The organism is Ralstonia edaphi, from assembly GCF_958350185.1.
Lineage (GTDB): Bacteria > Pseudomonadota > Gammaproteobacteria > Burkholderiales > Burkholderiaceae > Ralstonia > Ralstonia edaphi.
Map to the genome: position 1 here is coordinate 110,177 of NZ_CATWHI010000004.1, position 23,023 is coordinate 133,199.

At 66.0% G+C, this 23,023-nt stretch carries 17 protein-coding genes; 6 read left to right on the forward strand and 11 right to left on the reverse strand.

The window, feature by feature from the left end; all coding sequences use genetic code 11:
- Window position 1 precedes the first annotated feature (1 nt).
- The 5 genes from wecB to R2669_RS15360 form a co-directional block, all read right to left on the reverse strand.
- Complete coding sequence (gene wecB, locus R2669_RS15340; protein ID WP_316901016.1) at window positions 2-1,261, reverse strand: non-hydrolyzing UDP-N-acetylglucosamine 2-epimerase; 1,260 nt, start codon at window positions 1,259-1,261, stop codon at window positions 2-4.
- A gap of 247 nt (window positions 1,262-1,508) precedes the next feature.
- Window positions 1,509-3,242: a bacteriophage N4 adsorption protein A gene (locus tag R2669_RS15345; protein ID WP_316901018.1), complete on the reverse strand. Its 1,734-nt coding sequence runs from the start codon at window positions 3,240-3,242 to the stop codon at window positions 1,509-1,511.
- Complete coding sequence (locus R2669_RS15350; RefSeq protein ID WP_316874548.1) at window positions 3,239-5,350, reverse strand: glycosyl transferase family protein; 2,112 nt, start codon at window positions 5,348-5,350, stop codon at window positions 3,239-3,241. The genes R2669_RS15345 and R2669_RS15350 overlap by 4 nt, the downstream gene beginning before the upstream one ends.
- 741 nt (window positions 5,351-6,091) lie before the next feature.
- Complete coding sequence (locus R2669_RS15355; RefSeq protein WP_316901020.1) at window positions 6,092-7,921, reverse strand: methyl-accepting chemotaxis protein; 1,830 nt, start codon at window positions 7,919-7,921, stop codon at window positions 6,092-6,094.
- A gap of 90 nt (window positions 7,922-8,011) precedes the next feature.
- The gene (locus tag R2669_RS15360) at window positions 8,012-8,701 is read right to left on the reverse strand and encodes a glycine zipper 2TM domain-containing protein (protein ID WP_147215367.1); all 690 of its coding nucleotides are present in this window, start codon (window positions 8,699-8,701) and stop codon (window positions 8,012-8,014) included.
- A gap of 269 nt (window positions 8,702-8,970) precedes the next feature.
- Here R2669_RS15360 and R2669_RS15365 point away from each other — a divergent pair, with 269 nt between their 5' ends.
- Window positions 8,971-9,903: a 2-hydroxyacid dehydrogenase gene (locus R2669_RS15365; RefSeq protein WP_316901022.1), complete on the forward strand. Its 933-nt coding sequence runs from the start codon at window positions 8,971-8,973 to the stop codon at window positions 9,901-9,903.
- A gap of 32 nt (window positions 9,904-9,935) precedes the next feature.
- On the opposite strand, the gene R2669_RS15370 is transcribed toward R2669_RS15365, so the two are convergent.
- On the reverse strand, window positions 9,936-11,192 hold the full coding sequence (locus tag R2669_RS15370; RefSeq protein ID WP_316874551.1) for a branched-chain amino acid ABC transporter substrate-binding protein: 1,257 nt from the start codon (window positions 11,190-11,192) through the stop codon (window positions 9,936-9,938).
- A 229-nt stretch (window positions 11,193-11,421) separates the two neighbouring features.
- Here R2669_RS15370 and R2669_RS15375 point away from each other — a divergent pair, with 229 nt between their 5' ends.
- The 3 genes from R2669_RS15375 (at window position 11,422) to R2669_RS15385 (ending at window position 14,104) form a co-directional block, all read left to right on the forward strand.
- Complete coding sequence (locus tag R2669_RS15375; RefSeq protein WP_316890757.1) at window positions 11,422-12,087, forward strand: TetR/AcrR family transcriptional regulator; 666 nt, start codon at window positions 11,422-11,424, stop codon at window positions 12,085-12,087.
- Window positions 12,088-12,128: 41 nt separating this feature from the next.
- Window positions 12,129-13,574, forward strand: coding sequence for an MFS transporter (locus tag R2669_RS15380; RefSeq protein ID WP_316890756.1), 1,446 nt, complete (start codon window positions 12,129-12,131; stop codon window positions 13,572-13,574).
- Window positions 13,575-13,669: 95 nt separating this feature from the next.
- Window positions 13,670-14,104, forward strand: coding sequence for an HIT family protein (locus R2669_RS15385; RefSeq protein WP_316901023.1), 435 nt, complete (start codon window positions 13,670-13,672; stop codon window positions 14,102-14,104).
- 9 nt (window positions 14,105-14,113) lie between these two features.
- Here R2669_RS15385 and R2669_RS15390 read toward each other — a convergent pair whose 3' ends face one another.
- The 4 genes from R2669_RS15390 to R2669_RS15405 form a co-directional block, all read right to left on the reverse strand.
- A complete protein-coding gene (locus R2669_RS15390; protein WP_316901025.1) occupies window positions 14,114-17,293 on the reverse strand; it encodes an efflux RND transporter permease subunit in 3,180 nt (1,059 codons plus the stop codon).
- 11 nt (window positions 17,294-17,304) lie between these two features.
- Window positions 17,305-18,492, reverse strand: coding sequence for an efflux RND transporter periplasmic adaptor subunit (locus tag R2669_RS15395; protein WP_316901027.1), 1,188 nt, complete (start codon window positions 18,490-18,492; stop codon window positions 17,305-17,307).
- A 24-nt stretch (window positions 18,493-18,516) separates the two neighbouring features.
- Window positions 18,517-19,686 carry a TolC family protein gene (locus R2669_RS15400; RefSeq protein WP_316901029.1) on the reverse strand — a complete coding sequence of 390 codons (1,170 nt, stop codon included), beginning with the start codon at window positions 19,684-19,686 and terminating at the stop codon, window positions 18,517-18,519.
- 101 nt (window positions 19,687-19,787) lie between these two features.
- Window positions 19,788-20,141 carry a hypothetical protein gene (locus tag R2669_RS15405; RefSeq protein WP_316874563.1) on the reverse strand — a complete coding sequence of 118 codons (354 nt, stop codon included), beginning with the start codon at window positions 20,139-20,141 and terminating at the stop codon, window positions 19,788-19,790.
- A 197-nt stretch (window positions 20,142-20,338) separates the two neighbouring features.
- Here R2669_RS15405 and R2669_RS15410 point away from each other — a divergent pair, with 197 nt between their 5' ends.
- Both R2669_RS15410 and R2669_RS15415 read left to right on the forward strand, forming a co-directional pair.
- Window positions 20,339-21,013, forward strand: a complete 675-nt coding sequence (locus tag R2669_RS15410) for a heavy metal response regulator transcription factor (RefSeq protein WP_232039092.1) — start codon at window positions 20,339-20,341, stop codon at window positions 21,011-21,013.
- Window positions 21,013-22,443 (forward strand): heavy metal sensor histidine kinase, encoded by a 1,431-nt coding sequence (locus tag R2669_RS15415; protein ID WP_316901032.1) that lies wholly within the window; start codon window positions 21,013-21,015, stop codon window positions 22,441-22,443. Before R2669_RS15410 ends, R2669_RS15415 begins: the two co-directional genes overlap by 1 nt.
- Before the next feature lie 8 nt (window positions 22,444-22,451).
- Here R2669_RS15415 and R2669_RS15420 read toward each other — a convergent pair whose 3' ends face one another.
- Window positions 22,452-22,814, reverse strand: coding sequence for a DUF2917 domain-containing protein (locus tag R2669_RS15420; RefSeq protein WP_316901034.1), 363 nt, complete (start codon window positions 22,812-22,814; stop codon window positions 22,452-22,454).
- Window positions 22,815-23,023 lie beyond the last annotated feature (209 nt).

The window sequence follows — 23,023 nt, forward strand, 5'->3', positions numbered from 1 at the left end:
CCTAGCCGTTCAGGCGGTGCTGTGTTGACGACCCTTGCGCGGTGGCACGCGCCGCTTCCAGATCGATGATTTCGGCCTCGGTGGCCGGTTTGCGAATGAGTTGCGGGCCGCGGGGCAACTTCTGCGGCTGCGTGGTGAAGGCGCGCTTCAGCGCATCGACAATGCGCCGGCAGGCGTGGCCGTCGCCATACGGGTTGTGGGCCTGCGCCATGCGTTCGTATTCAGCGGCGTTGCACAGCAGCGCTTCTGCTTCGTCGACGATGCGTTGCGTATCGGTGCCCACCAGCCGCGCGGTACCGGACGCCACCGCCTCGGGGCGCTCGGTGGTATCGCGCGTCACCAGCACCGGCTTGCCCAGCGCGGGCGCCTCTTCCTGGATGCCGCCGGAATCGGTGACGATCAGGTAGGCGCGGTCCATCAGGTAGACGAACGGCAGGTAGTCCTGCGGCGCAATGAGGTGAACGTTGTCGTGGCCGGAAAGGATGGCGTTGACCGGCTGCTGCACGTTCGGGTTCAGGTGCACCGGATACACGACCTGCACATCCGGATGACGCGCCGCCAGCACGCGCAGCGCCACGCAGAAGTTCTCGAACGGCTCGCCGAAGTTCTCGCGGCGGTGGCCCGTCACCAGGATCATCCGGCGCCCTGCCTCCAGGAACGGATAGCGCGCGGCCATCTGCGCCGACAGGTCGGCATCGTCGTCGAGCCGTTGCTTCACTGCGAGCAGCGCGTCGATGACGGTGTTGCCGGTCAGCGTGACCTGCTCCGGGTCGATGCCCTCGTCCAGCAGGTTCTGGCGCGATTCGGCCGTCGGTGCGAAGTGCCAGGTGGTCACGGAATCGGTGACGCGCCGGTTCAGTTCTTCGGGCCATGGCGACCAGATGTTGCCGGTACGCAGACCCGCCTCCACATGCCCGACCGGAATGCGCCGGTAGAACGCCGCGAGGCTTGCCGCCAGCGTGGTCGTCGTGTCGCCGTGGACGAGCACGGCATCGGGCTTGTAGGCATCAAGCACGCCGTCGATACCGCCCAGCACGTTGGACGTGATGTCGGACAGCGTCTGCCCGGGCCGCATCAGATTCAGGTCAAACTCCGGCACGATGCCGAAGAGTTCCAGCACCTGATCCAGCATCTGCCGGTGCTGCGCGCTCACGCATACCGCCGACGTAAAGCCTGCCTCGGCCTGCAATGCCTGCACCAGCGGGGCCATCTTGATGGCCTCCGGGCGCGTGCCGAATACGGTCAGAATTTTCCCTGTCATGATTCCCCCCAGTCATCTGCATCGGCGCACGCAAAGCGCGACGACGAACGTGTCGCTTCTGACGCCGGCGCAGACTTCGCCATTGAGCGAAGGCCGTGCCAAGCGTCCCGCTTTGACGCGCCATGGCGCAGTGACGCCATCCTGCGGACGTCGCTGCTGTTTCTCTTCGTTACCCGTTTCCCTCGGCGGTCAAAAACGTTTCATCTGCGACACCTCTGACTGGGGTCTGCTTGAATCCGGCGTTGCCTTAGAACCAAAGAATGGCGCGCGCGACCACCCCCTTGGCTCGATCCGCGTGCGTCAATGGCAAGCGGTACTGCACGGTCAAATCCAGCCAACTGGCCGGCGCCGCATACTGCGACTCGCGAAACCAGTAACGGAAGTTGATGCCTGGGCCAACACCCAGGGCCAACCGCTGCCCGATCGCCTTGTTGTCGTGATCGCCTGCCAGCACGACGTGCGGATAGACCGTCAGGCGATCGCTGATCGAGTTGAGCAGCCACGTGTGTCCGTAGCGCATCTCGGTGCTGATGATCATGCGGCCCTGGTTGAGGAAGTACGCGCCCTCCCCGAACACCTGCCAGGTCTGCCAGCGCGGCTTGGTCACTTGCAGGTCGAGGCCCTGGTCGGTCGAAAAACCAATGCGCAGCAGCGTGTCGTTGGTGGTCAGCTGCCCGATGCGGAAGAGACGCTCGGCGGTAAAGACAAGGTTGATGTCCTTGATCGGCTTGTAGCGCGCCCCCACCGAGCCCTGCGCGGTCGGCAGGCCGGTGTTGCCGTTGCGGTCGTACACGCTGTCATAGCCGCGCACGAAGAGTTGGAAGATGCTGCCATCGCGGTAGCCGATGCCGGGCGGCTGCCAGTACACCTCTGCGCCAGCCTGGCCTGCGCTCACGGTGTTGGGCAAACCGAATGCCGATGTTTGATACGCACCAGAGAGCACCACGCCGAAGGTCCGCTGCATCTGCTCGACTTCGCGCCGGTAGCCGAAGCGGCGGTCGGGCGGAAGGCGGTCGTCGCCGTTGCCACCGGTGTCGCTCTTCGCATCGGCATCGGCGTGGTCGAGGCTTTCCCGGAAGAGCTTGATGGCGGTCGGGTTGTCGCCCAGGCGCTTGGCTGCGTAGGCGGCATCGGCGTAGTGCGTCCAGTTGCCCTGCCCCGTAGCAAATCCGCGCTGGAACGCAGCCAGCGCTGCGCGGTCGTCACGCGCGCGCAAGTGGCTGTAGGCTTCGTTCAACTCGCGCTGGCCGACCACGCGCGGGTCATTGGCGGACGCCGCGTCGCCCTGCCCTTCGGGCGCCATCGCCTGGGCAAGCAGCGCCTTGGCGTAGCGCTGTTGCGCCGGATCGGTCGCATGTTCGGCAGCCAGCGTGGCAGCCTGTGTCGCGCCGTCGCGGTCGCCCAGTTGCAGGCGCGATTGCGCAAGGCGCAGTTGCACGTCGGCATCGGGTTGGTCTTTCATGCCGCTGAGCGCATCGATGGCAGCCTGCGGATGCTTGGCGGAGTACGCACTGTCCGACCAGGCCAGATGCAGGTTGCGCTGCTCCTGCGCGGTCCAGTCGGTGCCTTGCACGGCGTGTGCAAAGTCCTGTTCGGCCACGGCGGGGTCGTTGGCCTTCTGCGCGAGGAACCCGTGCTGCGCATACACGCGTGGCTCGTCGGGATATTTCTGCAGCAACGCATCGGCCTGCGCGCGTGCCGCATCCAACTGGCCCTTGCGCGTGAGCACATCCAGCAGCAGCAGGTTCAACTGCAGGCTGTCGGGCTGCACAGCCAAAGCCGCGCGCGTGGCGGCCTCGGCATCGTCGAGCGTGTTGGCCTCGATGGCGCGATAGGCGCGGTCGGCGCGGAAGTAGGCATCGGGCTGCAACGGCGCAGGCTGCTCTGCCAGCGATACGCCATGACACAGCGCCCACACTGCCGCGGCAATCGGCCAGCGCAAACGGCGCACGGTTAAACGGTTGGCTCTCTCGTGTGTCATGCCACACCTCCCGCAACAGATGGGTTCGGCCGCGGGTCTGGCCCAGGGGGCAAGTCCGGCGGCACAGGAATCGGGGGGATGGTGGAAGCCTCGGGTGCGGGTGCCGTGCCGGCTGCAACGCCTGGGCCGGCGCCCGTCATGGATTCGACGGCCAGCATGGCCGAATGCGCCGCCGGGCCGAATACGACCGTGGTGCGGCGGTTGGGGTCGGCCATCTGCGCCAGCTCGGCCGACATCTCGTGATCGCATGCCATGAAGCACGCGACCTTGCGACCGGCCGCACGGGCCAGCTCTTCCAGCACTTCGCCGTTGGGCAACTCCGACACGGCGATGTTGAGCGAGCCGTCTTCGCCGATCGAGAACGGCACCACGTGATGCCGCACAGCCAGGTCACGCGGCAGGCAATCGGCCAGCGCACCGAGCACGACGTTGGTCAGGCTCACGCGCGGCAGGTCGACCTGCTCGGCCAGCGCATCGGCCAGCGTGTCTGGCGTGACCAAACCCTGCTCGACCAGCACTTGCCCGAGCCGGCGCCCGGTCTGGCGCTGGATGGCGAGCGCGGCATCCAGCTGCGCCTGCGTAAGCACTTCCCACTTGACCAGCGTTTCGCCCAGCTTGCAGCGCGTGCGGCCCAGCGCGTCGTTCGACAGATACGTGTGCTGCGTCTTGTCCCAGGCGATGGGCTTGCCGGTCAGGCAGTAGATCAGGAAGATCTTCCACGCCCGGCATACCGAGAAGAAATTGATGAAGTTGTTCACCACCAGCCGGGGCAAACACAGCACGCCTTGCAGCGGGCCGTTCAGCCGACCAACAAAGTACATGCGCTGTGCCAGGCGGTTGACGAGCAACGCAGCGTTGACGGCCAGCAGATCCTGCATCCAGATGCTGCCGACCACGAACGTGCCATCCGGAATGGTCAACACACCCTTGGCCGAGAGCGCGCCGAGCGCCAGGTAGTTCAGCGACAGCACGTAGGCCAGGATCGAGAACAGCGCGGTCAGCACGCCCTTGCGGTCCCGGAAGAACATGTAGCGCGTGATGAGGTTGCCGTTCCAGCCCATCTGCAGCCAACCCTGGAAGGCAATGCCAAGCACCCAGCGGGCGCGCTGCCGATAGGCCGTGCGGAACGTGCTCGGAAAGTACTCGCGCGTGGCCAGCAGTTGCGGGCGCGTGCCCTTGCGCCGCCCCAGGTGCCAGCGGGTACGCGTCTTGCCCTCGGCGTTCTGCGCGGGCTCTGCGTTCTCGCAGATCGGGAAATGCACGAACGCTTCGCGCATGCCGAGTTCGCGCAGGCGGAAGCTGAAATCGTAGTCTTCCGTCAGCGTGCTGGTGTTGAAGGGTGAATCGCCGCGCACCTTCATCACCGCTTCGATGGCACGGCGGCTGTAGCACAGCGCCACGCCCGCCCCGGGCACCGTGCCGGTCAGTGCCTGGCGCGCCACCAGGTCTTTCTGGTGCGTTTCGGAGAAATCGTCCATGTACGTGCCGGCCACCCACTCGTACCACTTGCGTTCAAGCGAGAGCACCGGCAGCTGCACCAGGTCCTGATCGACGATGAAGTAGTTGAAATACTTCAGTTCCAGCGGGTGGATGACGTCTTCGCAGTCGTGCATTATCACGCCCGCAAAGCGGATGCCGTGGCCCGCCTCGTGCCGGATGATGGTCTGGATGATGGTGTTCAGGCAGTCGGCCTTGCACGTCGGGCCATCGTGCGTGACGGCAGCACGCACCACGCGGCCCGGGTAGCGGCGCACCATGCGCTCGACTTCTGTGGTGGTCTCCGCATCGTTGCGGTACGCGCCGGCAAAGATGATGAAGCGCGTGTACTCCATCGTCGCCAGGGTGTTTTCGACCATCTTGGCGATGACGTCGTACTCCTTCCACGCCGGCACCATGATGGCGAGCCATTGCTCTTCGCGCTCGCGCAGCGACTGCGCCGAGATCGTGACCGGCGTGCGCCCACGCTGCGGCCACAGCCACAGCTCTCGCACCCAGTAGAAGGCATCGAGGAAAAAATCGTCGGCAGTGCTGATGAAGATGACGAGCGTGGTCGCCACCGTCAGGGTGTTGAGCAACGCCAGGTAAAGCTCCCATGACAGTTCGCTCATGGCTGCTCCCCTGCCGCGGCCCTACGGGCGCGTTGCCAGTGTCCGGCGTACCCCCCGCCTTGCGCTGTGGCGCTCATGCTTCCCCCAAGGTCTTTTTCGACGTGCGACGCAACCGCTTTGCGCCGTGGCATCCGACCCGATCGCCTGCTGCCGATCCGGTTGATGTGTCGCCCTCTAGCCTGCTTCCCGCGAGGGGGAACGCGAGGACCATACCAACGCCCGCCAAGGCGCACGGTTATGCGGTGCAGCACGCCACCTACGTCTTCAGACGCGTGCCTGACACGCCGGGTTGTTGCATGCGTGAACGCAAGATGCGGGCGGCGAGGGTGGCAAGTTCAACGCCACGGCATGCAACGCCATCGGATAAGGTGAGTCGTTCGTCCGGGCAGAGGACAAGGCCTCCCTACGAATGACGGAGGCGCGGGGGGATCACGTGCAGGGTGTTTGGGTTAGGCGAGCAGGAAGCGCATCCCGCCGGCACGGGGCGCATGTTGGCGGATGGACTGCAGCACGCAACGGCACACGTGCTGCAAAGCCTTATGCGTAAAGGATCTGCCGGAGGAATGGCGCGCCTGAGCGCGCAGACCGCTCGGTCTTCCCGAATGCCGGCGACGTGATCGCGCGAATCGCCGGCGGGGGGTGGCAACATCGGCCCAAGCAATTGCGCAAATCGGTTGCAGCGCTGAAACACAAAGCCGCGCTCAGGGCGCGGCTTGTCGGATCGGCGTGTCGGCTTGTGCGTCAGAACTGTTCCCAGTCGTCGGCATCGTGGGAGACCGCAGCCAAGGCAAGCTTGCCCGGCTTGGGCTCGGCCGCCGCGGCAGGCGCTGCCTTCGCGTCCTGAACCGGCACAGCGGCAGGCTTTGCCGCCACAGCCGGGCGCTTGCGTGCCACCCGCGCCGTCGCAACGGCAGGTTTGCGCGCCGCCGGTTTAGCGATGTGGCTCGGCACGGCGGATGCAGTCGATGCAACAGGCGCCGCCTTCGCGGCCACGGGCGCCAGCACAGGTTCAGCGTGGGCGCCCGCCGCAGGCAAACGGAACGACGCCACCGCCTCGCGCAGCACGCCGGCCTGTTCTTCCAGCGATTGCGCAGCCGCCGCTGCCTCTTCCACCAGCGCGGCATTCTGCTGGGTCACTTCGTCCATCTGCGTGACGGCCTGATTGACTTGTTCGATACCAGCGCTTTGTTCGTCCGATGCGGAACTGATCTCGCCCATGATGTCGGTCACACGCTTGACGGCCACGACCACTTCGTCGATCACCGCGCCGGCCTCGGTCACCAACGTCGAGCCGTTCTCAACGCGGCCAACCGAATCGCTGATGAGCTCCTTGATTTCCTTCGCTGCCGTGGCCGAACGCTGCGCCAGGCTGCGCACCTCGCCGGCCACCACCGCAAACCCACGGCCCTGCTCGCCTGCGCGCGCAGCTTCCACTGCGGCATTCAGCGCGAGGATGTTGGTCTGAAAGGCAATCCCTTCGATCACGCCGATGATGTCGGCAATCTTCTTGCTGCTGTCGTTGATGCCCGACATCGTCTCGATCACGCGGCCCACCACTTCACCGCCCTTGACGGCGATGTCCGATGCGTTGCCCGCGAGCTGGCTGGCCTGACGCGCGTTGTCGGCGTTCTGGCGCACGATGCTCGTCAGCTCTTCCATGCTCGACGCGGTTTCTTCCAGCGACGACGCCTGTTCTTCGGTGCGTTGCGACAGGTCCATGTTGCCGGCCGCAATCTGCTTGGTGGCGCTGGCGATGGATTCGCTGCCGCCGCGCATCGTCACGATGGTGCGGATCAGGCCGTTCTGCATGTCGATGAGACCTTGCGTGAGTGCACCCATTTCGTCCTTGCTGCTGACGGTGATGCGCTCGGTCAGGTTGCCGTTCGAGATCGCGCTGAAGTGGCCCAGCATCTTAGACAGCGGCACCGAGATCGCACGGTGCAGGCCGAATGCGCAGCCCAGCGCCGCCGCAATGCCCACCACGATGGCGCCGACGATCAGCATCAGAAAGGCATGCGAGCGCGCGGCCGCGCTTTCGTAGGCTGCCTTGGCCTGTTGGACTTGGCTGCGGTCCAGCGCGTCGGCAGCGGCAGACAGCGCCACGGACAGCGGCGGGATGACGGTCATCACCACCTTGTCGGCGGTCGCGGCATCGCGGGCACGCAACGCGTTCATCAACGGCTCGATGCCGTCATGGAAAAGCGCGTTGCGCTTGACTTCCATGTCGGCGGCCAGGCGCGTTTCATCCGCGCTCATGGGCAGCGCCTTGTATTGCTTCCACGCGTCGTCAGACTTGGCGCGGTAGCCGTTCGCCTTGTCCAGGATGGCCGGTACATCGGCCGCATCCGGATGGAAGACAGCGCGATCCAGTGTTGTACGGACGATCGCCGCATTCAGCTGCGACTTGCCGACCAGCGAGGTCGAAGCGAGCTGATTGGAATAGATCTCGTTGATGTTCGCGTCAGATGCGCGCATTCCGACCACGCCGATGGTGCCGGTGGCCACCAGTAGCGCGGCCAAGAGCGCCAGCGCTGCGTTGAGTCGGAAACGGATGGAAAGTCGATTGAGCATGGGAATCACCGCGGGGTTATCGCCTCCGCTATATCGGTCGGCCCGCGCCGTTTCTGAAGCCGGTGCGGGCACCTCCCATGCGCGATGTGGCTAGTACGGCACTGCCATGTTGTTTTCGATGCGGGCGCGATCGCCCACGCGCAGGCCGTTGGGGTTGTTCTGCGTGAGCGTGATACGCGAGTTGTCGTTCAGCCGCATCGTCACGCGGTACGTCTGGCCGACCACCGTGTTGCCTTCCACGGCGTTGCCCGCCATGGCACCCGCCACCGCGCCGCCGATGGTGGCCACGGTGTTGCCGCGTCCGCCGCCCACCTGGTGGCCGAGCAAGCCACCCACCACGCCGCCGAGCACGGCACCCACGCCGCTCGCCTGACCCCGCACCGGCACCGCTTCGACGTATTCAACAACGCCGTAGCGGTTGTCCGCCGGCGCTTGATAAGACGGGTCGCCGTTGTTCGGATACGGCGAATAGTTCGGCTGCGAGTATGTCGGCTGCGGCTGCGGATAGGGCTGGGGAGCATTCTGGCCGTAGCTGCCGTAGCCGTTGCCGTACGTGTTGTCGTACCCGCTCGTATAGCCGCTGCTGTAGGTGGTCGGGCCGGTGCTGTTGCCGTACGCATTGCTGCCCGCGGCATAGCCTGCCCCGTAGCCCGCGCCGTATCCGGGGTAGGCCGGCGCTGTCACGCAGCCTGTCAGCCCGGCTGCCACGGCCGCCAATGCGGTCGCTGCCACCCAACGCGCTGCCCGCCCTGCACGGTCCGACTTGTTCGTTGCTTGCATGATGAATCCCGTCTTGTGAGCGAGGCGTCTGGGCCCGACCGGCAGTCTCGTCTGCGGCCTGCGGCCATGCGCCTCTTGCCGCAAAGTCTATGCCGCCGCCTTGCAAACCCGTGCAACCAAAACCGCTCATCGGTAACGGGGTGTAACCGCATGGCCGGCGTGGCTTTGAGCAAGGCCCAGGAGCGCGCGTTATCATCGCCAAGCGCCGTGCGACGCACCTCCCTGCGGGGTCCCGCCCGTTCATGCCGCCCGCCCTCTCTCCTGATCCCATGTCACCCACCCTGCTGCTCCTCATCGCGATGACGCCCGACAACGTGGCGCAGATCGCTGAACATTTCCACGTCATCCATGCGCCCACCCGGGCCGAACGCGACGCCGCCATCGCCCGCCACGGGCAGGATGTCCGTATCGTGCTCACCAATGGCTCGACGGGCCTGACGGGCGCGGAGATGGCTGCAATGCCCAAGCTGGAACTTGCCTGCGCGCTGGGCGCCGGCTACGAGAACATCGACGTGGAGGCCGCCCGGGCGCGCGGGGTGGTGGTAGCCAACTGCGCCGGCACCAACGACGCCTGCGTGGCCGACCACGCCTTTGGCTTGCTGCTGGCCACCGTGCGCGGCATTGCCAAACTCGATCGATCCACACGCAACGGCGTCTGGCGCGACGACATTCCACTGCAACCCGGCGTATGCGGCAAGCGTCTGGGCATCGTCGGCCTGGGCACCATCGGCATGCAGATCGCGCGCCGCGCAGCAGGGTTCGACATGCAGATCGGCTATCACAATCGCAAGCCGCGCGAAGGCGTGACGTACCGCTACTTCGATGCGCTCAAGGACATGGCGGAGTGGGCGGACTTCCTGATCGTTGCCACGCCCGGCGGCGCGCAGACCAAACACCTCGTCAACCAGACGATCCTGGAAGCGCTGGGCCCGAACGGCTACGTGGTCAACATTGCGCGCGGCAGCGTGGTCGATACGGCGGCGCTGGAAGCCGCCATCCGCTCAGGCAAGCTGGGGGGCGCGGGGCTGGATGTGTATGAGAGCGAGCCCAAGCCGCCGGCCGGGCTGCTGGACCTGGAGCAGGTCGTGCTGACGCCGCACATTGCCGGCTGGTCGCCGGAATCGGTGCAGGCGACGGTGGATCGATTTCTGGAGAACGCCCGCGGACACCTGGCGGGCACAGGCGTGGTGTCCCCGGTCTGAGGAATTGACCCCGGGACACCTCCATCACGCGGTTACGACGCCGGACGCTTCATCTGGCACGACGTCGGCTGGGCCGCGAGGTGCGGTTCCAGCGTGACGTCGGTGCGCCAGCCGTAGCCGGTGTTTTCCTGGTCGTACTTGATCTTCTTGCCGTCGGCCTTGACCCAGGTGGTCACGTACAGCGTCTGCTGGGCCTGGTGGTCGGTCTTGCGCATCTCGATCGGGCCGTTGAGCCCATCGACCGTCATGCCTTCCATCACCTTGGCCACCTTGGCCGGCTCCGCCGAACCGCTGGTCTTGATGGCCTTGGCCAGGAAGGCGATGCCGGTGTAGACATCGGCGTTGAAGAAGTCGTCGTTGTACTTCTTCTTGAAGCCGTCGAGCACGGCGCTCGTCTTCGCGTTGCCGTCGTTCGGGGCGAAGTAGCTGATGACCTTCACGCGGTCGGCGCCGGAGGCCCCCATCGCCGTGGGCACACCCGTGGTGCCTGCGTAGTACGTATAGAAGTTGGTGGCGAGGCCCGCATCCTTCGACGCACGGATCAGCAGCGCCAGGTCGCTCCCCCAATTGCCGGTGATGACCGTATCGGCGCCCGATGCCCGGATCTTCGCGACATACGGCGAGAAGTCCTTCACCTGTGCCAGCGGGTGCAGGTCTTCACCCACCACCTGGATGTCCGGGCGTTTGCGCTTGAGGTATTCCTTGGCCGCACGCGCCACCTGGTGCCCGAACGAGTAGTTCTGGTTCAGCAGATAGACCTTCTTGATGTTCGGGTCCTTGGCCAGGTAGCTGGTCAGGGCCTCCATCTTCATGTCGGAGTTGGCGTCCAGACGGAAGTGCCAGTAGTTGCACTTGCTGTTGGTCATGTCCGGATCGACCGCGGCGTAGTTGAGATAGATGATCTCCTTGCCCGGGTTGCGGTCGTTGTACTTGGCGATCGCGTCCTGCAGCGCCATGCCCACGCTGGAGCCGTCGCCCTGCGCGACGTAGCGGATGCCCTGGTCGGTGATCTGCTTGAGGATCGTCAGGCTTTCTTGCGGTGACACCTTGTTGTCAAAGCCGACGACTTCAAACTTGGTGCCGTTGCCGCTCCAGTTCTGCTGGTTGGCCAGATCGGCGGCGTATTGCCAGCTGCGCAGCTGGTTCTGGCCCAGCGCGCCCATCAGCCCGGACAGCGGATCGATCCACGCGATCTTGACGGTCTCGGCGTGGACGGTGCTCGGGCAGAATGCGCCCGCAAATGTGCCAACTGCTGCCGCCGCGCACAGCGCGAGTCGGAATGCCTTCATGCAAATGTCTCCTGATGTCTTATCGTTAGACGCCGTGCAGAAGGCATCGTCGAGCATGGTTCTTGTACTAAACCGCAAACCGAGGCTTACGGTAGCTCGATCCTTCCATACACAAACGTATGTGCATGGTAGGAGGGCGTTTGTTGCCGTGTCAACCCGCGCAAACCTGGGGGCCTCAGCATGATTTAAGCGCTGGACAGCCGTGTCAGCGGGACTAGAATCCGCCTTCATGCCCAAGCCTTCCTTGCTGATCGACGAACACGACGCTGCCGTCGACGTCGATGCCGAAACCTCCGCCCCTGCCGCGCCGCGTGCCCAGCTCACGCCCGACGACTGGGTGCGCGCCGCCACCGATCTGCTCGTCACCAAGAGCATCGATGCGGTGCGCGTGGATGTGCTCGCCAAGCAGCTGGACGTCACGCGCGGCAGCTTCTACTGGCACTTCAAGAACCGCGACGACCTGCTGCACCAGGTGCTGCAAGACTGGAGCGAGCGCACGCGCATCGGCCCCAAGCTGGAGCGGCAGAACGCATCGGTGCAGGGCCTGGTGCGCGATCTGCTCGCGCTGCCGTTTCGCGGACGCAGCGCGCGCCGCACCGCCATGATCGAATTCGCCATCCGCGCCTGGGCGCGGCGCGACCCGATGGCACAAGAGGCAGTCGAAGCCGTCGACGAACACCGCATGGACTACTACGTCCAGCATTTCCAGGCGATCGGCTTTACGCGCAAGGACGCCAAGACGCGCGCCTTCATGCTGTACGCCTACCAGCTGTCGGAGGCCACGCTCTGGCACCAGGGCAGCAAGCCCGACAAGGACGCGCGCCGCCGCTTCTTTGAAGACACGCTGCTCGCCGGCGCACCGCAAGAAGATTCGGGCACACCTGCGCGGGAATAATTCGTGCTGCTTGGGGCGCATTCCCCTCCGAGTGCGCCGCGATGCCCGAATCGCCAGCCTTCCACACATCCGACCTGCCCAGCCGGCTCGATCGCCTGCCCTGGAGCCGCTTTCACACGCGCGTGGTCATTGCGCTGGGCATTACGTGGCTGCTCGACGGCCTGGAGGTGACGCTGGCCGGTGCCGTGGCGGGCACCCTCAAGCAAAGCCCCGCCTTGCATCTCACCAATGCGCAGGTCGGCATTGCCAGCAGTGCCTACCTGATCGGGGCGGTATTCGGCGCGCTGCTGTTCGGCTGGATGACGGATCGGCTCGGCCGCCGCAAGCTGTTCTTCATCACGCTGGGCGTGTACATCCTCGCCACGTTCGCCACGGCGTTTTCGTGGAGCTTTGCCAGCCTCGTCGTGTTTCGTGTGCTCACGGGCGCAGGGATCGGCGGCGAATACGCAGCCATCAATTCGACCATTCAGGAACTGACGCCGGCACGCGTGCGCGGCTGGACGGACCTCGCCATCAACGGCACGTTCTGGGTCGGGGCGGCGTTGGGCGCGGGCGCCTCGTTGTGGTTGCTGGACCCCGCACACCTGAGCGTGGATACGGGCTGGCGGCTGTGCTTCTTCATCGGCGCAGTGCTGGGGCTCATCATTCTGGTCATGCGTTTCTGGATTCCAGAAAGCCCACGCTGGCTCATCACGCGCGGCCGGCATGAAGAAGCGCAGGCCATCGTGCGCGACATCGAAAGCGAGATTGCATCGCGCGGCCATCGCTTCGATACCGCGCCACTGCCCGCATTGCGCATGCGCAGCCGCGGCCATCCTCGCTTGGCCGAAGTGGCCCGCGTGCTGTTCGTGCAGCACCGGCAACGTGCGCTGGTGGGCCTCGCGCTGATGGCAGCGCAGGCGTTCTTCTACAACGCGATCTTCTTCACGTACGCGCTGGTGCTGACCGATTTCTATGACGTGCCCGCAACGAAGGTGGGCACATACCTGCTGCCGTTTGCGCTCGGCAATTTTCTGGGGCCGCTGCTGCTCGGGCGATTGTTCGACGTAGTGGGCCGGCGAACGATGATTGCCGCCACGTATGCGATCAGCGGCCTGCTGTTGCTGGTGAGTGGCGCGCTCTTCAAGGCCGGTGTGCTCGATGGAACCACGCAGACGATCGCGTGGACGGTGGTGTTCTTCTTCGCATCGGCCGCCGCCAGCTCGGCGTATCTGACGGTGAGCGAGACCTTTCCGCTGGAAGTGCGCGCGTTGGCCATCGCGCTGTTCTATGCCGTCGGCACGGGGCTGGGCGGCGTGGCGGGGCCTGCGCTGTTCGGCTGGTTGATCGACACGCACTCGCGCGGTGCCGTGTTTGGCGGCTACGCATTCGGCGCGGTGCTGATGCTGCTTGCAGCTGCGGTGCAGGCCCGCTGGGGAACGGCGGCCGAGCGCAAGCCGCTGGAACATGTGGCTGCGCCGCTATCAGTCGACGACAGGCCGGCTTGATCTGTGCCAAACCTGCGCAACGCGCGTCGCCGCCGGTCGCCTATATACTTTCGCGCAGCGCTTTCCCGTGCATTTCCCGCCTACTGGAGACACCCATGCCTGACGCGACTTACGACAACCAGAACATCTTCGCCAAGATCCTGCGTGGCGAGCTGCCGTGCATCAAGGTGTACGAAGACGATCACACCATCGCTTTCATGGACATCATGCCGCAGGCCGACGGCCACGTGCTGGTGCTGCCCAAGGAAGGCGCAGCGGAATTGTTCGACCTGTCCGACGATGCCGCATCGGCCGCCATCCGCACCACGCGCAAGCTGGCGCGCGCCGTGCGCGCCGCATTCACGCCGCCGGGCATTGCCATCTTCCAGCTCAACGGCAGCGCTGCCGGGCAGACGGTGCCGCACGTGCACTTTCACGTGCTGCCGCGCTACAGCGACACCCCGCTGCAACCGCACGCCCGCGTGCAGGCCGACACCGACAAGCTGAAGGCCCACGCTGAGAAGATCATCGCCGCACTGCAGGCCGAATAAGCACCACCGTTACGGCGCGGCGGATGGCACCGCCGGCTCTGCCCGCGCCGTAACACCTTCCCGCCCAGCGTCCCGTCGATAGGCCAGCCGATACAACACCGGCAGCACCAGCAGCGTCAGCGCCGTCGACGACAGAATCCCCCCGATCACCACCGTGGCCAGCGGACGCTGCACTTCCGCGCCCGTGCCGGTTGCCAGTGCCATGGGTACGAAGCCCAGCGACGCCACCAGCGCGGTCATCAGCACCGGGCGCAAGCGCGTTAGCGCGCCCTCGCGCACGGCCTCGTCGACGGGCTTGCCGCTCTCGCGCAGGCTGCGGATGAAGCTCAGCATCACCAGCCCGTTGAGCACCGCCACGCCCGACAGCGCGATGAAGCCCACCGCCGCGGAAATCGACAACGGAATACCGCGCAACGCCAGCGCCAGGATCCCGCCCGACAGCGCAAACGGAATGCCGGAAAACACCAGCAAGCCGTCCTTCAGGTTGCCGAACATCATGAACAGCAGCGTGAACACCATGGCCAGCGCCAGCGGCACCACGATCTGCAGGCGCCCGGTGGCCGACTGCAATTGCTCGAACTGCCCGCCCCACGCCATCCAGTAACCGGCCGGCAGGCGCACCTGCGCATCGAGCACCGCCTGCGCTTCTTCGACGAACGAGGCGATATCGCGCCCGCGCACATTGGCGCTGACGACGATGCGGCGCTTGCCGTCTTCGCGGCTGACCTGGTTGGGGCCGGTCACCTCGTTGAGCGTGGCCACATCGGAAAGCGGCACGTAACCCTGCCCGTTGGGCAGCGCCAGCGGCAGGCGGCCCAGCGCGGCCGGGTCGCTGCGCGCGGCTTCCGGCAGCCGCACGACGATGCCGAAACGACGGTCCCCCTGGAACACCGTGCCCGCATCCTTCCCGCCGATGGCAGCGGACACCGTGTCCTGAATCGCGCCGATGGAGAGGCCATAACGCGCGGCCTTGTCGCGATCGATGTCGACGTTGAGGAAAGGCAGGCCGCCGGTCTGTTCGATCTTCACCTCGGCAGCGCCGGCCAGCTTGCCGAGCTGCGCCGCAATACGCGTGGCCTGGGCTTCCAGCACACTCATGTCGTCGCCGAAGAGCTTGACGGCCACGTCGCTGCGTACGCCCGAAATCAGCTCGTTGAAGCGCAACTGAATCGGCTGTGAGAACTCGTACGCGTTGCCGGGCAGCGCTTCGACTGTGGAGCGAATGTCCGCGAGCAACTGCTCCCGGTTGCGTCGTTTGCCATCGGGGCCGGCCGGCCAGTCGCGCTCGGGCTTGAGCATGATGTAGCCGTCGGAGATGCTGGGCGGCATCACGTCGGTCGCCACTTCTGCGGTGCCGGTGCGCGCAAACACACGCTCGATCTCGGGAAACTTCGTCTTGAGCGTGCGCTCGATCTGCATCTGCATGTCCAGCGATTGCGCCAGGCCGGTGCCGGGCACGCGCATAGCCTGGATGGAAAGATCGCCTTCGTTCAGATTGGGCACAAACTCCGCGCCCAGGCGCGTGGCGGCCACCACCGAGACCGACACCGCCACCGCGGCAAACGTCAACACCACGGCAGGCGCAGCCAGCACCCGTTCGAGCAGCGGGGCATACATGCGGCGCGCCCAACCCATCAGGCGGTTCTCTTTCTCGGCCACGCGTTCGCCAATGAACAACGCCACGGCGGCCGGTACAAACGTGATGGAGAGAATCATGGCCGCAGCCAGCGCCAGCACCACCGTGATCGCCATCGGGTGGAACATCTTCCCTTCGACACCCGAGAGCGCAAAGATCGGCAGGTACACCACCATGATGATGAGCTGGCCATACAGCAACGGGCGGCGCGCTTCGCGGGCGGCTTCAAATACCTCGTCGAAACGCTCGGCGCGCGTGAGCGGGCGTCCGCGCAATTCCTGCGCATGCGCAAGGCGCCGCACACAGTTCTCGACGATCACCACCGCGCCGTCGACGATGATGCCGAAGTCCAGCGCACCCAGACTCATCAGGTTGGCGCTTACCTTGGCCGACACCATGCCGCTGAACGTCATCAGCATCGACAAGGGAATCACCAGCGCCGTCAGCACGGCTGCACGCAGGTTGCCCAGGAAGAGAAACAGCACCGCCATGACGAGAATGGCGCCTTCCAGCAGATTCTTCTTGACCGTGGCGATGGCCTTGTCGACGAGCACCGTGCGGTCGTACACCGACTCCACGCGAATGCCCGCCGGCAGCGTCTTGCGAATCTCCTGCATGCGCTTGTCCACGGCCTGCGAGACGGTGCGGCTGTTCTCGCCCATCAACAGGAACGCCGTGCCGAGTACGACTTCGCGCCCATTGCTGGTCGCCGCGCCCGTGCGCAGTTCGCTGCCGCTTTCGATGCTGGCGACGTCACGCAAGCGCACCGGCGTGCCGTTCGGGCTGGCGAGCACGACGTTGCCGATGTCCGCTGCATCGCGCAACTGGCCGGGCGCACGCACGAGGTACTGCTCGCCCTTGCGCTCGATATAGCCAGCGCCGACGTTGGCGTTGTTGCGGTCCAGCGCGGTCACCACATCGGCCAGCGTGAGCTTGTACGACGCCAGGCGTTCGGGGCTCGTCGCCACCAGGAATTCCTTGGCAAAACCGCCGATGGTGTTCACCTCCGTCACGCCGGGCACATTGCGGATCTGCGGGCGGATCACCCAGTCCTGCAGCTCGCGCAAGTCGGCGGGGGTGTAAGCGGTGCCGTCCGGCTTGCGCGCGTTGGCATCGGCCTCCACGGTCCACAGGTAGATCTCGCCCAGGCCGGTGGAGACCGGCCCCATGCTAGGCGAAATGCCGTCGGGCAACTGTTCCTTTGCGGCCTGCAGGCGTTCGCTCACCAGCTGGCGCGCGAAATAGATGTCGGTGCCCTCCTTGAAGATCACCGTCACCTGCGACAGGCCGTAGCGAGACAGCGAGCGCGTCTGCTCCAGCTTCGGCAAGCCGGCCATGGCGGTTTCGAGCGCGTAGGTGATGCGCTGCTCGGTTTCCAACGGCGAATAGCCCGGTGCCGGCGTGTTGATCTGCACCTGCACGTTGGTGATGTCGGGCACCGCGTCGATCGACAGACGCGTATAGCTGTACGCGCCGAACGCGGCGGCGGCCAACACGGCCAGCAGCACCAGCCAGCGCTGGGCGATGACGGTGCGCAAGAGGCGTTCAAACATGGCGCCTCCTTTCAATGACCGTGGTCGGCTGACTTGCCGGCTTCGGCCTTCAGCACGTAGCTGTTGGTCGCGGCGTAGCGCGTGCCGGCGGGAAGCCCTTCGAGAATCTCCGTCCAGGTGCCGTCGGTGCGGCCCGTTTTGACGGGGCGCACTTCAAAGCCTGCGGGCACGGGCACAAACACCGAGGGTCTCTCATCGACGGTCTGCACGGCATCGGCGCGCACGGCCACGGGCACCTGCACGCGCCCCGATTCGACCGATACGTTGACGAACATGCCGGGCCGCCAAGCGAGCTTCGGGTTGTCAAGCGTGACGCGGGCGGGCGCGGTGCGGGTCTGCTCGCCCAGCAATGCGCCAACGTATGAGACCTTGCCTTGCACGGCGGTGCCCGTGGCCGTGGCGCGCACGGTGGCGGCAGCGTTGGTGGTGACCGCCTCCAGGTCCTTGGCGGTGACGGAAAAGTCCGCCCACACGGTGCGCAGGTCCGCCACGGTAAAAACGGCTGTCTCCGCTTGCACGGCTTCACCCTGCGACAGGTGTTTGGCGACCACCACGCCATCAAACGGCGCACGCAACTCGAAGCGATTCAGCGCCGAACCCGCCGGTGCTGCGCCAATGGCCGTCAGCTTCTGGCGGGCGTTGTCCGCAGCAATGCGCGCTTCCTGCAGCGATGTGCGCGCCTGCTGGTAATCCTGTTCGGCGGCGATGCCCTGCTCCCAGAGGCGCTTTTCGCGTGCGTGCGTTTCCTGCGCGAGCGCAAGGCGTTGCTGAGCGGCCTGCAGTTCGCTGCGCTGATCCGACAGCGCGGGGCTGGACAGCACAGCCAGCAGTTGGCCGCGCGTCACGGGCTGGCCCAGTTCCACCGCCACCTTCTCCGCCACACCGGCCACGCGCGGCACCACGTGGGCGGTGCGGTCTTCGTTCAGGCGGATCTCGCCGGGAAGGACAACCTCTGTTCGCAACTCGGCAGCCCCTGCGGTATCCACGCCGATCTTTGCATTGGCGATGGCTTCGGCCGTCATGGCAAGCGTCTCGGCGTGAGGTGCCTCGGCCTGCTCGGTGGCGGCTGCAGGCGCCGCTTCAGCTTCGGACGTGCCAGTCTGGCGCGCGCCCATGCCAAGCCATAGCCCGGCAGCGGCCAGCGCGCCTAACACGACGATGAGCGCGATGGCGCGCCGTTGTTGCGGTGGAAGTGTCATGTCTGCAGAAAGAGAAAGGCCGCACTACCGGCCGAGGATGCGATCGATGCCGGCAGCCGCCTGATGCGCGCGCGACAGCGCAGCCAGGTATTGCGCGCGCGCCTGGAACAGCGTGCGCTGGGCGTCCAGCACATCGAGAAAATTGAACTTGCCGGCATCAAAGCCGATGCGTGCCGCGTCATACGCGCGCTGCGCGCCGGGCAGCACGTCTTGCCGCAGCGACTGCACGGCGGCGCGCGCCGCGTCGAGCCGCGCGACGTCTTGCGCAAGCGCGGCGTTCTGTTCAAGCTGCAGGGCGCGGTAGTCTTCAAACGCCTTGTCGGCCAGACGCTGCGCTTCAAGCTGGCTGCCCCGGTTGCGATCAAACAACGGCAGCGGCACGGCAATGCCGAGCACCGCCATGTTGTTGTTCGCGGCGCTGTCGCGCTTGGCGCCCACCGTGAGCGTTACATCCGGCACGCGTTTGCTGCGCTCCACGTTGGCGAGTGCCTGGCGGCGGTCGATTTCCAGACGGGCGCGGATGGCGCGGGGCGTGTTTTCCAGCGTGCCGGTGGCCTGACGTGCTTCGAGCGGCACGACTGGCAGCGTCTCTGCGCTCCCGTCGGCTTCGGGCGCGGCAGAAGGCGCGCCCCAGAAGGCCGCCAGGGCGCGTTGGGCGACCCGCAACTCGGCATTCGCGTCGCGCAGTTCGATGGCGGCGCTGGCGCGTGCCACGCCCGCCTTGGTCTGCTCCACCGGCGACACCTTGCCTGCCTGCACGCGGCGCGCGGCGGCGGATTCAGCCTGGGCGGCCAACGCATCCGACGCCTGCGCAAGCGCGACGCGCTCCTGCGCAATCACGAGATCAAAAAACGCACGCGTGACATCTGCACGAAGCTCGGCCTGCAGCACGGCAGCATCCTGCGCGGTGGCGTCGCGTGCCACTTCTGCGGCGCGTGTGCGGGCGCCGCGTTTGCCGCCCAGTTCCAACGGGATATTCAGTTGCGCCGTCATCGTGGCGCGGTCGCGGCGGACGTCTTCCGTCGTAAAGGCCGCTTCGGGATTGCGCAACCGACGGGCCTGGTCGAGCGCGCCTTCGCTGGCGGCCACCTCATAGCCCGCAGCGGCCAGCGCCGGATGTGTCTGCACCGCGCGCTCAACGGCTTGCTGCAGCGTCACCCGCTCCGTTGCCGCAACCGCTGATGCACCGGGCATAGAAAGGGCCACCGGAGCAACGGGGTCAATCGCCGCAGCGGTGGCCAACGGGGCAGCCAAAAGACACATGAGGGCTGCCCCGACGGACTGGACACGGCGCATTACGCAATCGCACCGTCGGTGTACGGATCCGGGCTGCGCGGGCTGCTCAGGCCGCCATCGGTGTAAGGGTCACGCGCACCGACGCGGGCATCGAGCACCGTTTGCGCTGCACCGTCCGTGTACGGATCACGTGCGCCGGCCTTTGCGCCATCGGTATAGGGGTCGCGCGTTCCGGTCCGGGCGCCATCGGTGTACGGGTCACGGGCGCTGGTCTTGGCCAGCGGTGCGGCCATCGACTTGGCCTGCGGCGCGCAGCAGGCATCGTGATCGCCTTGCGCGGCCACGGCCGTGCCGGTTGCCAGCATAGCGGCCAGTGCAGCCAGGGGAAGCACACGTTGGAATCGAATCGCCATGAGGATCTCCTTGAAAAGGCCTGACATCAGCAAACAAGGGGGATGGGGGGGGCGATGTCAGTGGGGCCAGTCTAGGGAGCGGTGCACCACGCGGGCATGACTCGAAGATGACAAACTTGTCATCTTTGTGCCTGGGCCCAAGGTTTTGGCATATCGTGGCGGCATTGGCGCAGACACCCAGCGCGCCACTTTTCACCATGCGACTGCTCATTGTTGAAGACGAGCCCAAAGCGGGCGATTACCTGCTCAAGGGCCTGACGGAATCCGGCTTTGTGGCCGACCTCGCCCGCACCGGCCCCGATGGCCTTTTCCAGGCCATGGAGCATGACTACGACCTGATCGTGCTCGACGTCATGCTGCCCGGCATGGACGGCTGGCAGGTGCTGCAGGAACTGCGCCGCCGCAAGAGCACGCCGGTGCTGTGCCTGACCGCGCGCGACGAACTGGCCGACCGCCTGAAGGGCCTGGAACTGGGCGCAGACGATTACCTCGTCAAACCCTTCGCCTTTGCCGAACTGGTGGCGCGTGTGCGCACCATCCTGCGGCGCGGCCCGCTGCGCGAAAGCGAAATCCTCGAAATTGCCGACCTGACGATTGACACGATCAAGCGCCGCGTGACGCGGGCAGGACAACGCATCGACCTGACCGCCAAGGAATACGCGCTGCTGCATCTGCTGGCGCGGCGCGCGGGCGAGGTGCTCTCGCGCTCGCTGATCGCCTCGCAGGTGTGGGATGTGAACTTCGACAGCAACACCAACGTGGTGGACGTATCGATCCGGCGCTTGCGCGCCAAGGTGGACGATCCGTTCGAGCACAAGCTGATCCACACCTTGCGCGGCATGGGCTACGTGCTGGACGCGGTGGGCCGTTGATGGCGTCGCTCGATGGTTCGCTCATGCGCTGGCCCGCATCGCTTGCGGGCAGGCTCGTGCTGGCGTTTGTGGTGGTGGCATCGGTCACGCTCACCGCAGCTGGCACGTATCTGTACTTCGCGCTCAACGCACAGTTGCGCGCGACCGACGATGCCATGCTGATCGGCAAGATCGCCCAGCTACGCCACCTCGCCAGCGAGGCATCCAGCGCCGACGATCTGGTGCGCACCGCACACCGCTATACCGATGTGGTGTCGGGCCACGATGGATTGATCCTGCGCATTGCCACGCCCGAAGGCCGCACGCTGGTCGAAGTGAACCCCGAGGGCGAACAGGTGACGATGCCGCCCGTGGTTGCGGCCGCGGTGCCGCCGTCGGAGTCGTCCGTACAGACATGGACGTCGATGACCGGCATGGCCTCGCGCGCTGCAGCGGCGGAGGCCCGGCTGGGCCAGAACAACGCAAAAGTGATCGTGCTGGTCGCGCAGGATGGCGACAGCCGCGCCGCATTGCTGACCCGGTACCAGCGCCACATCGTCTTTGCCGTCATGGGCGGCGTGGCGGCGGTGGCGCTGCTGAGCCTGCTGCTCGTGCGTGGCACGCTGCGCGGGTTGGCGCGCATCGGCAGTCAGGCTGCGGCCGTGGTGCCGAGCCAGCTCGACACCCGTCTCACGCTGCAAGGCGCGCCACGCGAATTGGCCGACTTGCTGGCATCGCTCAACGCCATGCTGACGCGCCTGCAGGACGGCTTTGCGCGGTTGTCGCAGTTCTCTGCGGACCTGGCGCACGACTTCCGCACGCCGCTGGCGAACCTGGTGGGCCAGACCGAAGTCACGCTCGCGCACCCGCGCACGGGCGAGGAATACCGCAGCGTGCTCGAATCCAACCTGGAGGAATACGCGCGCCTGTCGCACATGATCGAAGACATGCTCTTTCTGGCACGCGCCGACCATGCACGCGTGGCGCTGTCCATCGAGGCGCTGGATGCGCGCCACGAGGTGCAGGTGCTGGTCGACTATTTCGAGGCAGTGGCCGCCGATCGCGACATCACCATCGACGTGCGCGGCGATGCGCAGCTGCACGCAGACGCCACGTTGCTGCGCCGGGCGATCAACAACCTGCTCGACAACGCGCTGCGTCACACGCCCACCGGCGAGCGCATCGACGTGACGATCGAGACAGCGCCGCAGGGCACCGCAATTGCCGTGCACAACCCAGGGCCGGGCATTCCGCCCACCGCGCTGCCGCTGCTGTTCGAGCGGTTCTACCGGGGCGACCCCTCGCGGGCGCAGTCTGGGACGCAATCAAGCCAATCGACCGGTTTGGGACTCGCCATCGTCAAAACCATCATGGACCTGCACGGTGGTAGCGTGCAGGCCAACAGCCCGCCGGGTGGGCGGACCGAGTTCCGGCTTGTGTTTCCGGCTTGACGCAAGGCTTAGGTGCCGATCCGCAGTGCCGATGGCGTACGCGCGGCATCCTGCCCGTCGTCGCGCAGAATCTGCCGATATGCCGCCACGACCATCGCACCGATAAAACGCAGCAGGCGGCGCGGCGCGTTGATGTCTTCGGTCACCGAAAAGCGCGCCGGCATGCCGCCGACCGGCTCACCTGACAGCCAGAAACGCACGCCGGCCGGCACGTCGATCGACTGGCCGGGCTTGAGCCAGATGTCCTGGCGCTGATGCTCTTGCGTGACCCACAACAGCCCGGCTTGCGCGGCGATGGTTTGGGCCCGTGCCGACCGCCAGCTCACCGGCACACCCGGCCGGTCCAGTTCGAAGATTCTGATTTCGCGCATGATTGAGACTCCTGTGCCGGGGTTCGTGGTGGATTTTTTATGGGGACTGCGGATCGGCACGGTTCCATCTTGCGCGGCCATTCAAGCCGTTGACATGAACAGTTGCGAACAGTTTGGCTGAACTGTTCAGCATCTTTCGCGAACAGTTCATCGGCATGACCGACAGAACTGCATTTGGATATGTCAAACCGTTCGTTCTCGGCCGGGCG

Excerpts from the sequence above, each read along its gene's own strand:
- wecB (WP_316901016.1), bottom strand. The coding sequence starts at position 1,261 with ATGACAGGGAAAATTCTGACCGTATTCGGCACGCGCCCGGAGGCCATC.
- R2669_RS15345 (WP_316901018.1), bottom strand. The coding sequence starts at position 3,242 with ATGACACACGAGAGAGCCAACCGTTTAACCGTGCGCCGTTTGCGCTGG.
- R2669_RS15350 (WP_316874548.1), bottom strand. The coding sequence starts at position 5,350 with ATGAGCGAACTGTCATGGGAGCTTTACCTGGCGTTGCTCAACACCCTG.
- R2669_RS15355 (WP_316901020.1), bottom strand. The coding sequence starts at position 7,921 with ATGCTCAATCGACTTTCCATCCGTTTCCGACTCAACGCAGCGCTGGCG.
- R2669_RS15360 (WP_147215367.1), bottom strand. The coding sequence starts at position 8,701 with ATGCAAGCAACGAACAAGTCGGACCGTGCAGGGCGGGCAGCGCGTTGG.
- R2669_RS15365 (WP_316901022.1), top strand. The coding sequence starts at position 8,971 with ATGTCACCCACCCTGCTGCTCCTCATCGCGATGACGCCCGACAACGTG.
- R2669_RS15370 (WP_316874551.1), bottom strand. The coding sequence starts at position 11,192 with ATGAAGGCATTCCGACTCGCGCTGTGCGCGGCGGCAGCAGTTGGCACA.
- R2669_RS15375 (WP_316890757.1), top strand. The coding sequence starts at position 11,422 with ATGCCCAAGCCTTCCTTGCTGATCGACGAACACGACGCTGCCGTCGAC.
- R2669_RS15380 (WP_316890756.1), top strand. The coding sequence starts at position 12,129 with ATGCCCGAATCGCCAGCCTTCCACACATCCGACCTGCCCAGCCGGCTC.
- R2669_RS15385 (WP_316901023.1), top strand. The coding sequence starts at position 13,670 with ATGCCTGACGCGACTTACGACAACCAGAACATCTTCGCCAAGATCCTG.
- R2669_RS15390 (WP_316901025.1), bottom strand. The coding sequence starts at position 17,293 with ATGTTTGAACGCCTCTTGCGCACCGTCATCGCCCAGCGCTGGCTGGTG.
- R2669_RS15395 (WP_316901027.1), bottom strand. The coding sequence starts at position 18,492 with ATGACACTTCCACCGCAACAACGGCGCGCCATCGCGCTCATCGTCGTG.
- R2669_RS15400 (WP_316901029.1), bottom strand. The coding sequence starts at position 19,686 with ATGCCCGGTGCATCAGCGGTTGCGGCAACGGAGCGGGTGACGCTGCAG.
- R2669_RS15405 (WP_316874563.1), bottom strand. The coding sequence starts at position 20,141 with ATGGCGATTCGATTCCAACGTGTGCTTCCCCTGGCTGCACTGGCCGCT.
- R2669_RS15410 (WP_232039092.1), top strand. The coding sequence starts at position 20,339 with ATGCGACTGCTCATTGTTGAAGACGAGCCCAAAGCGGGCGATTACCTG.
- R2669_RS15415 (WP_316901032.1), top strand. The coding sequence starts at position 21,013 with ATGGCGTCGCTCGATGGTTCGCTCATGCGCTGGCCCGCATCGCTTGCG.
- R2669_RS15420 (WP_316901034.1), bottom strand. The coding sequence starts at position 22,814 with ATGCGCGAAATCAGAATCTTCGAACTGGACCGGCCGGGTGTGCCGGTG.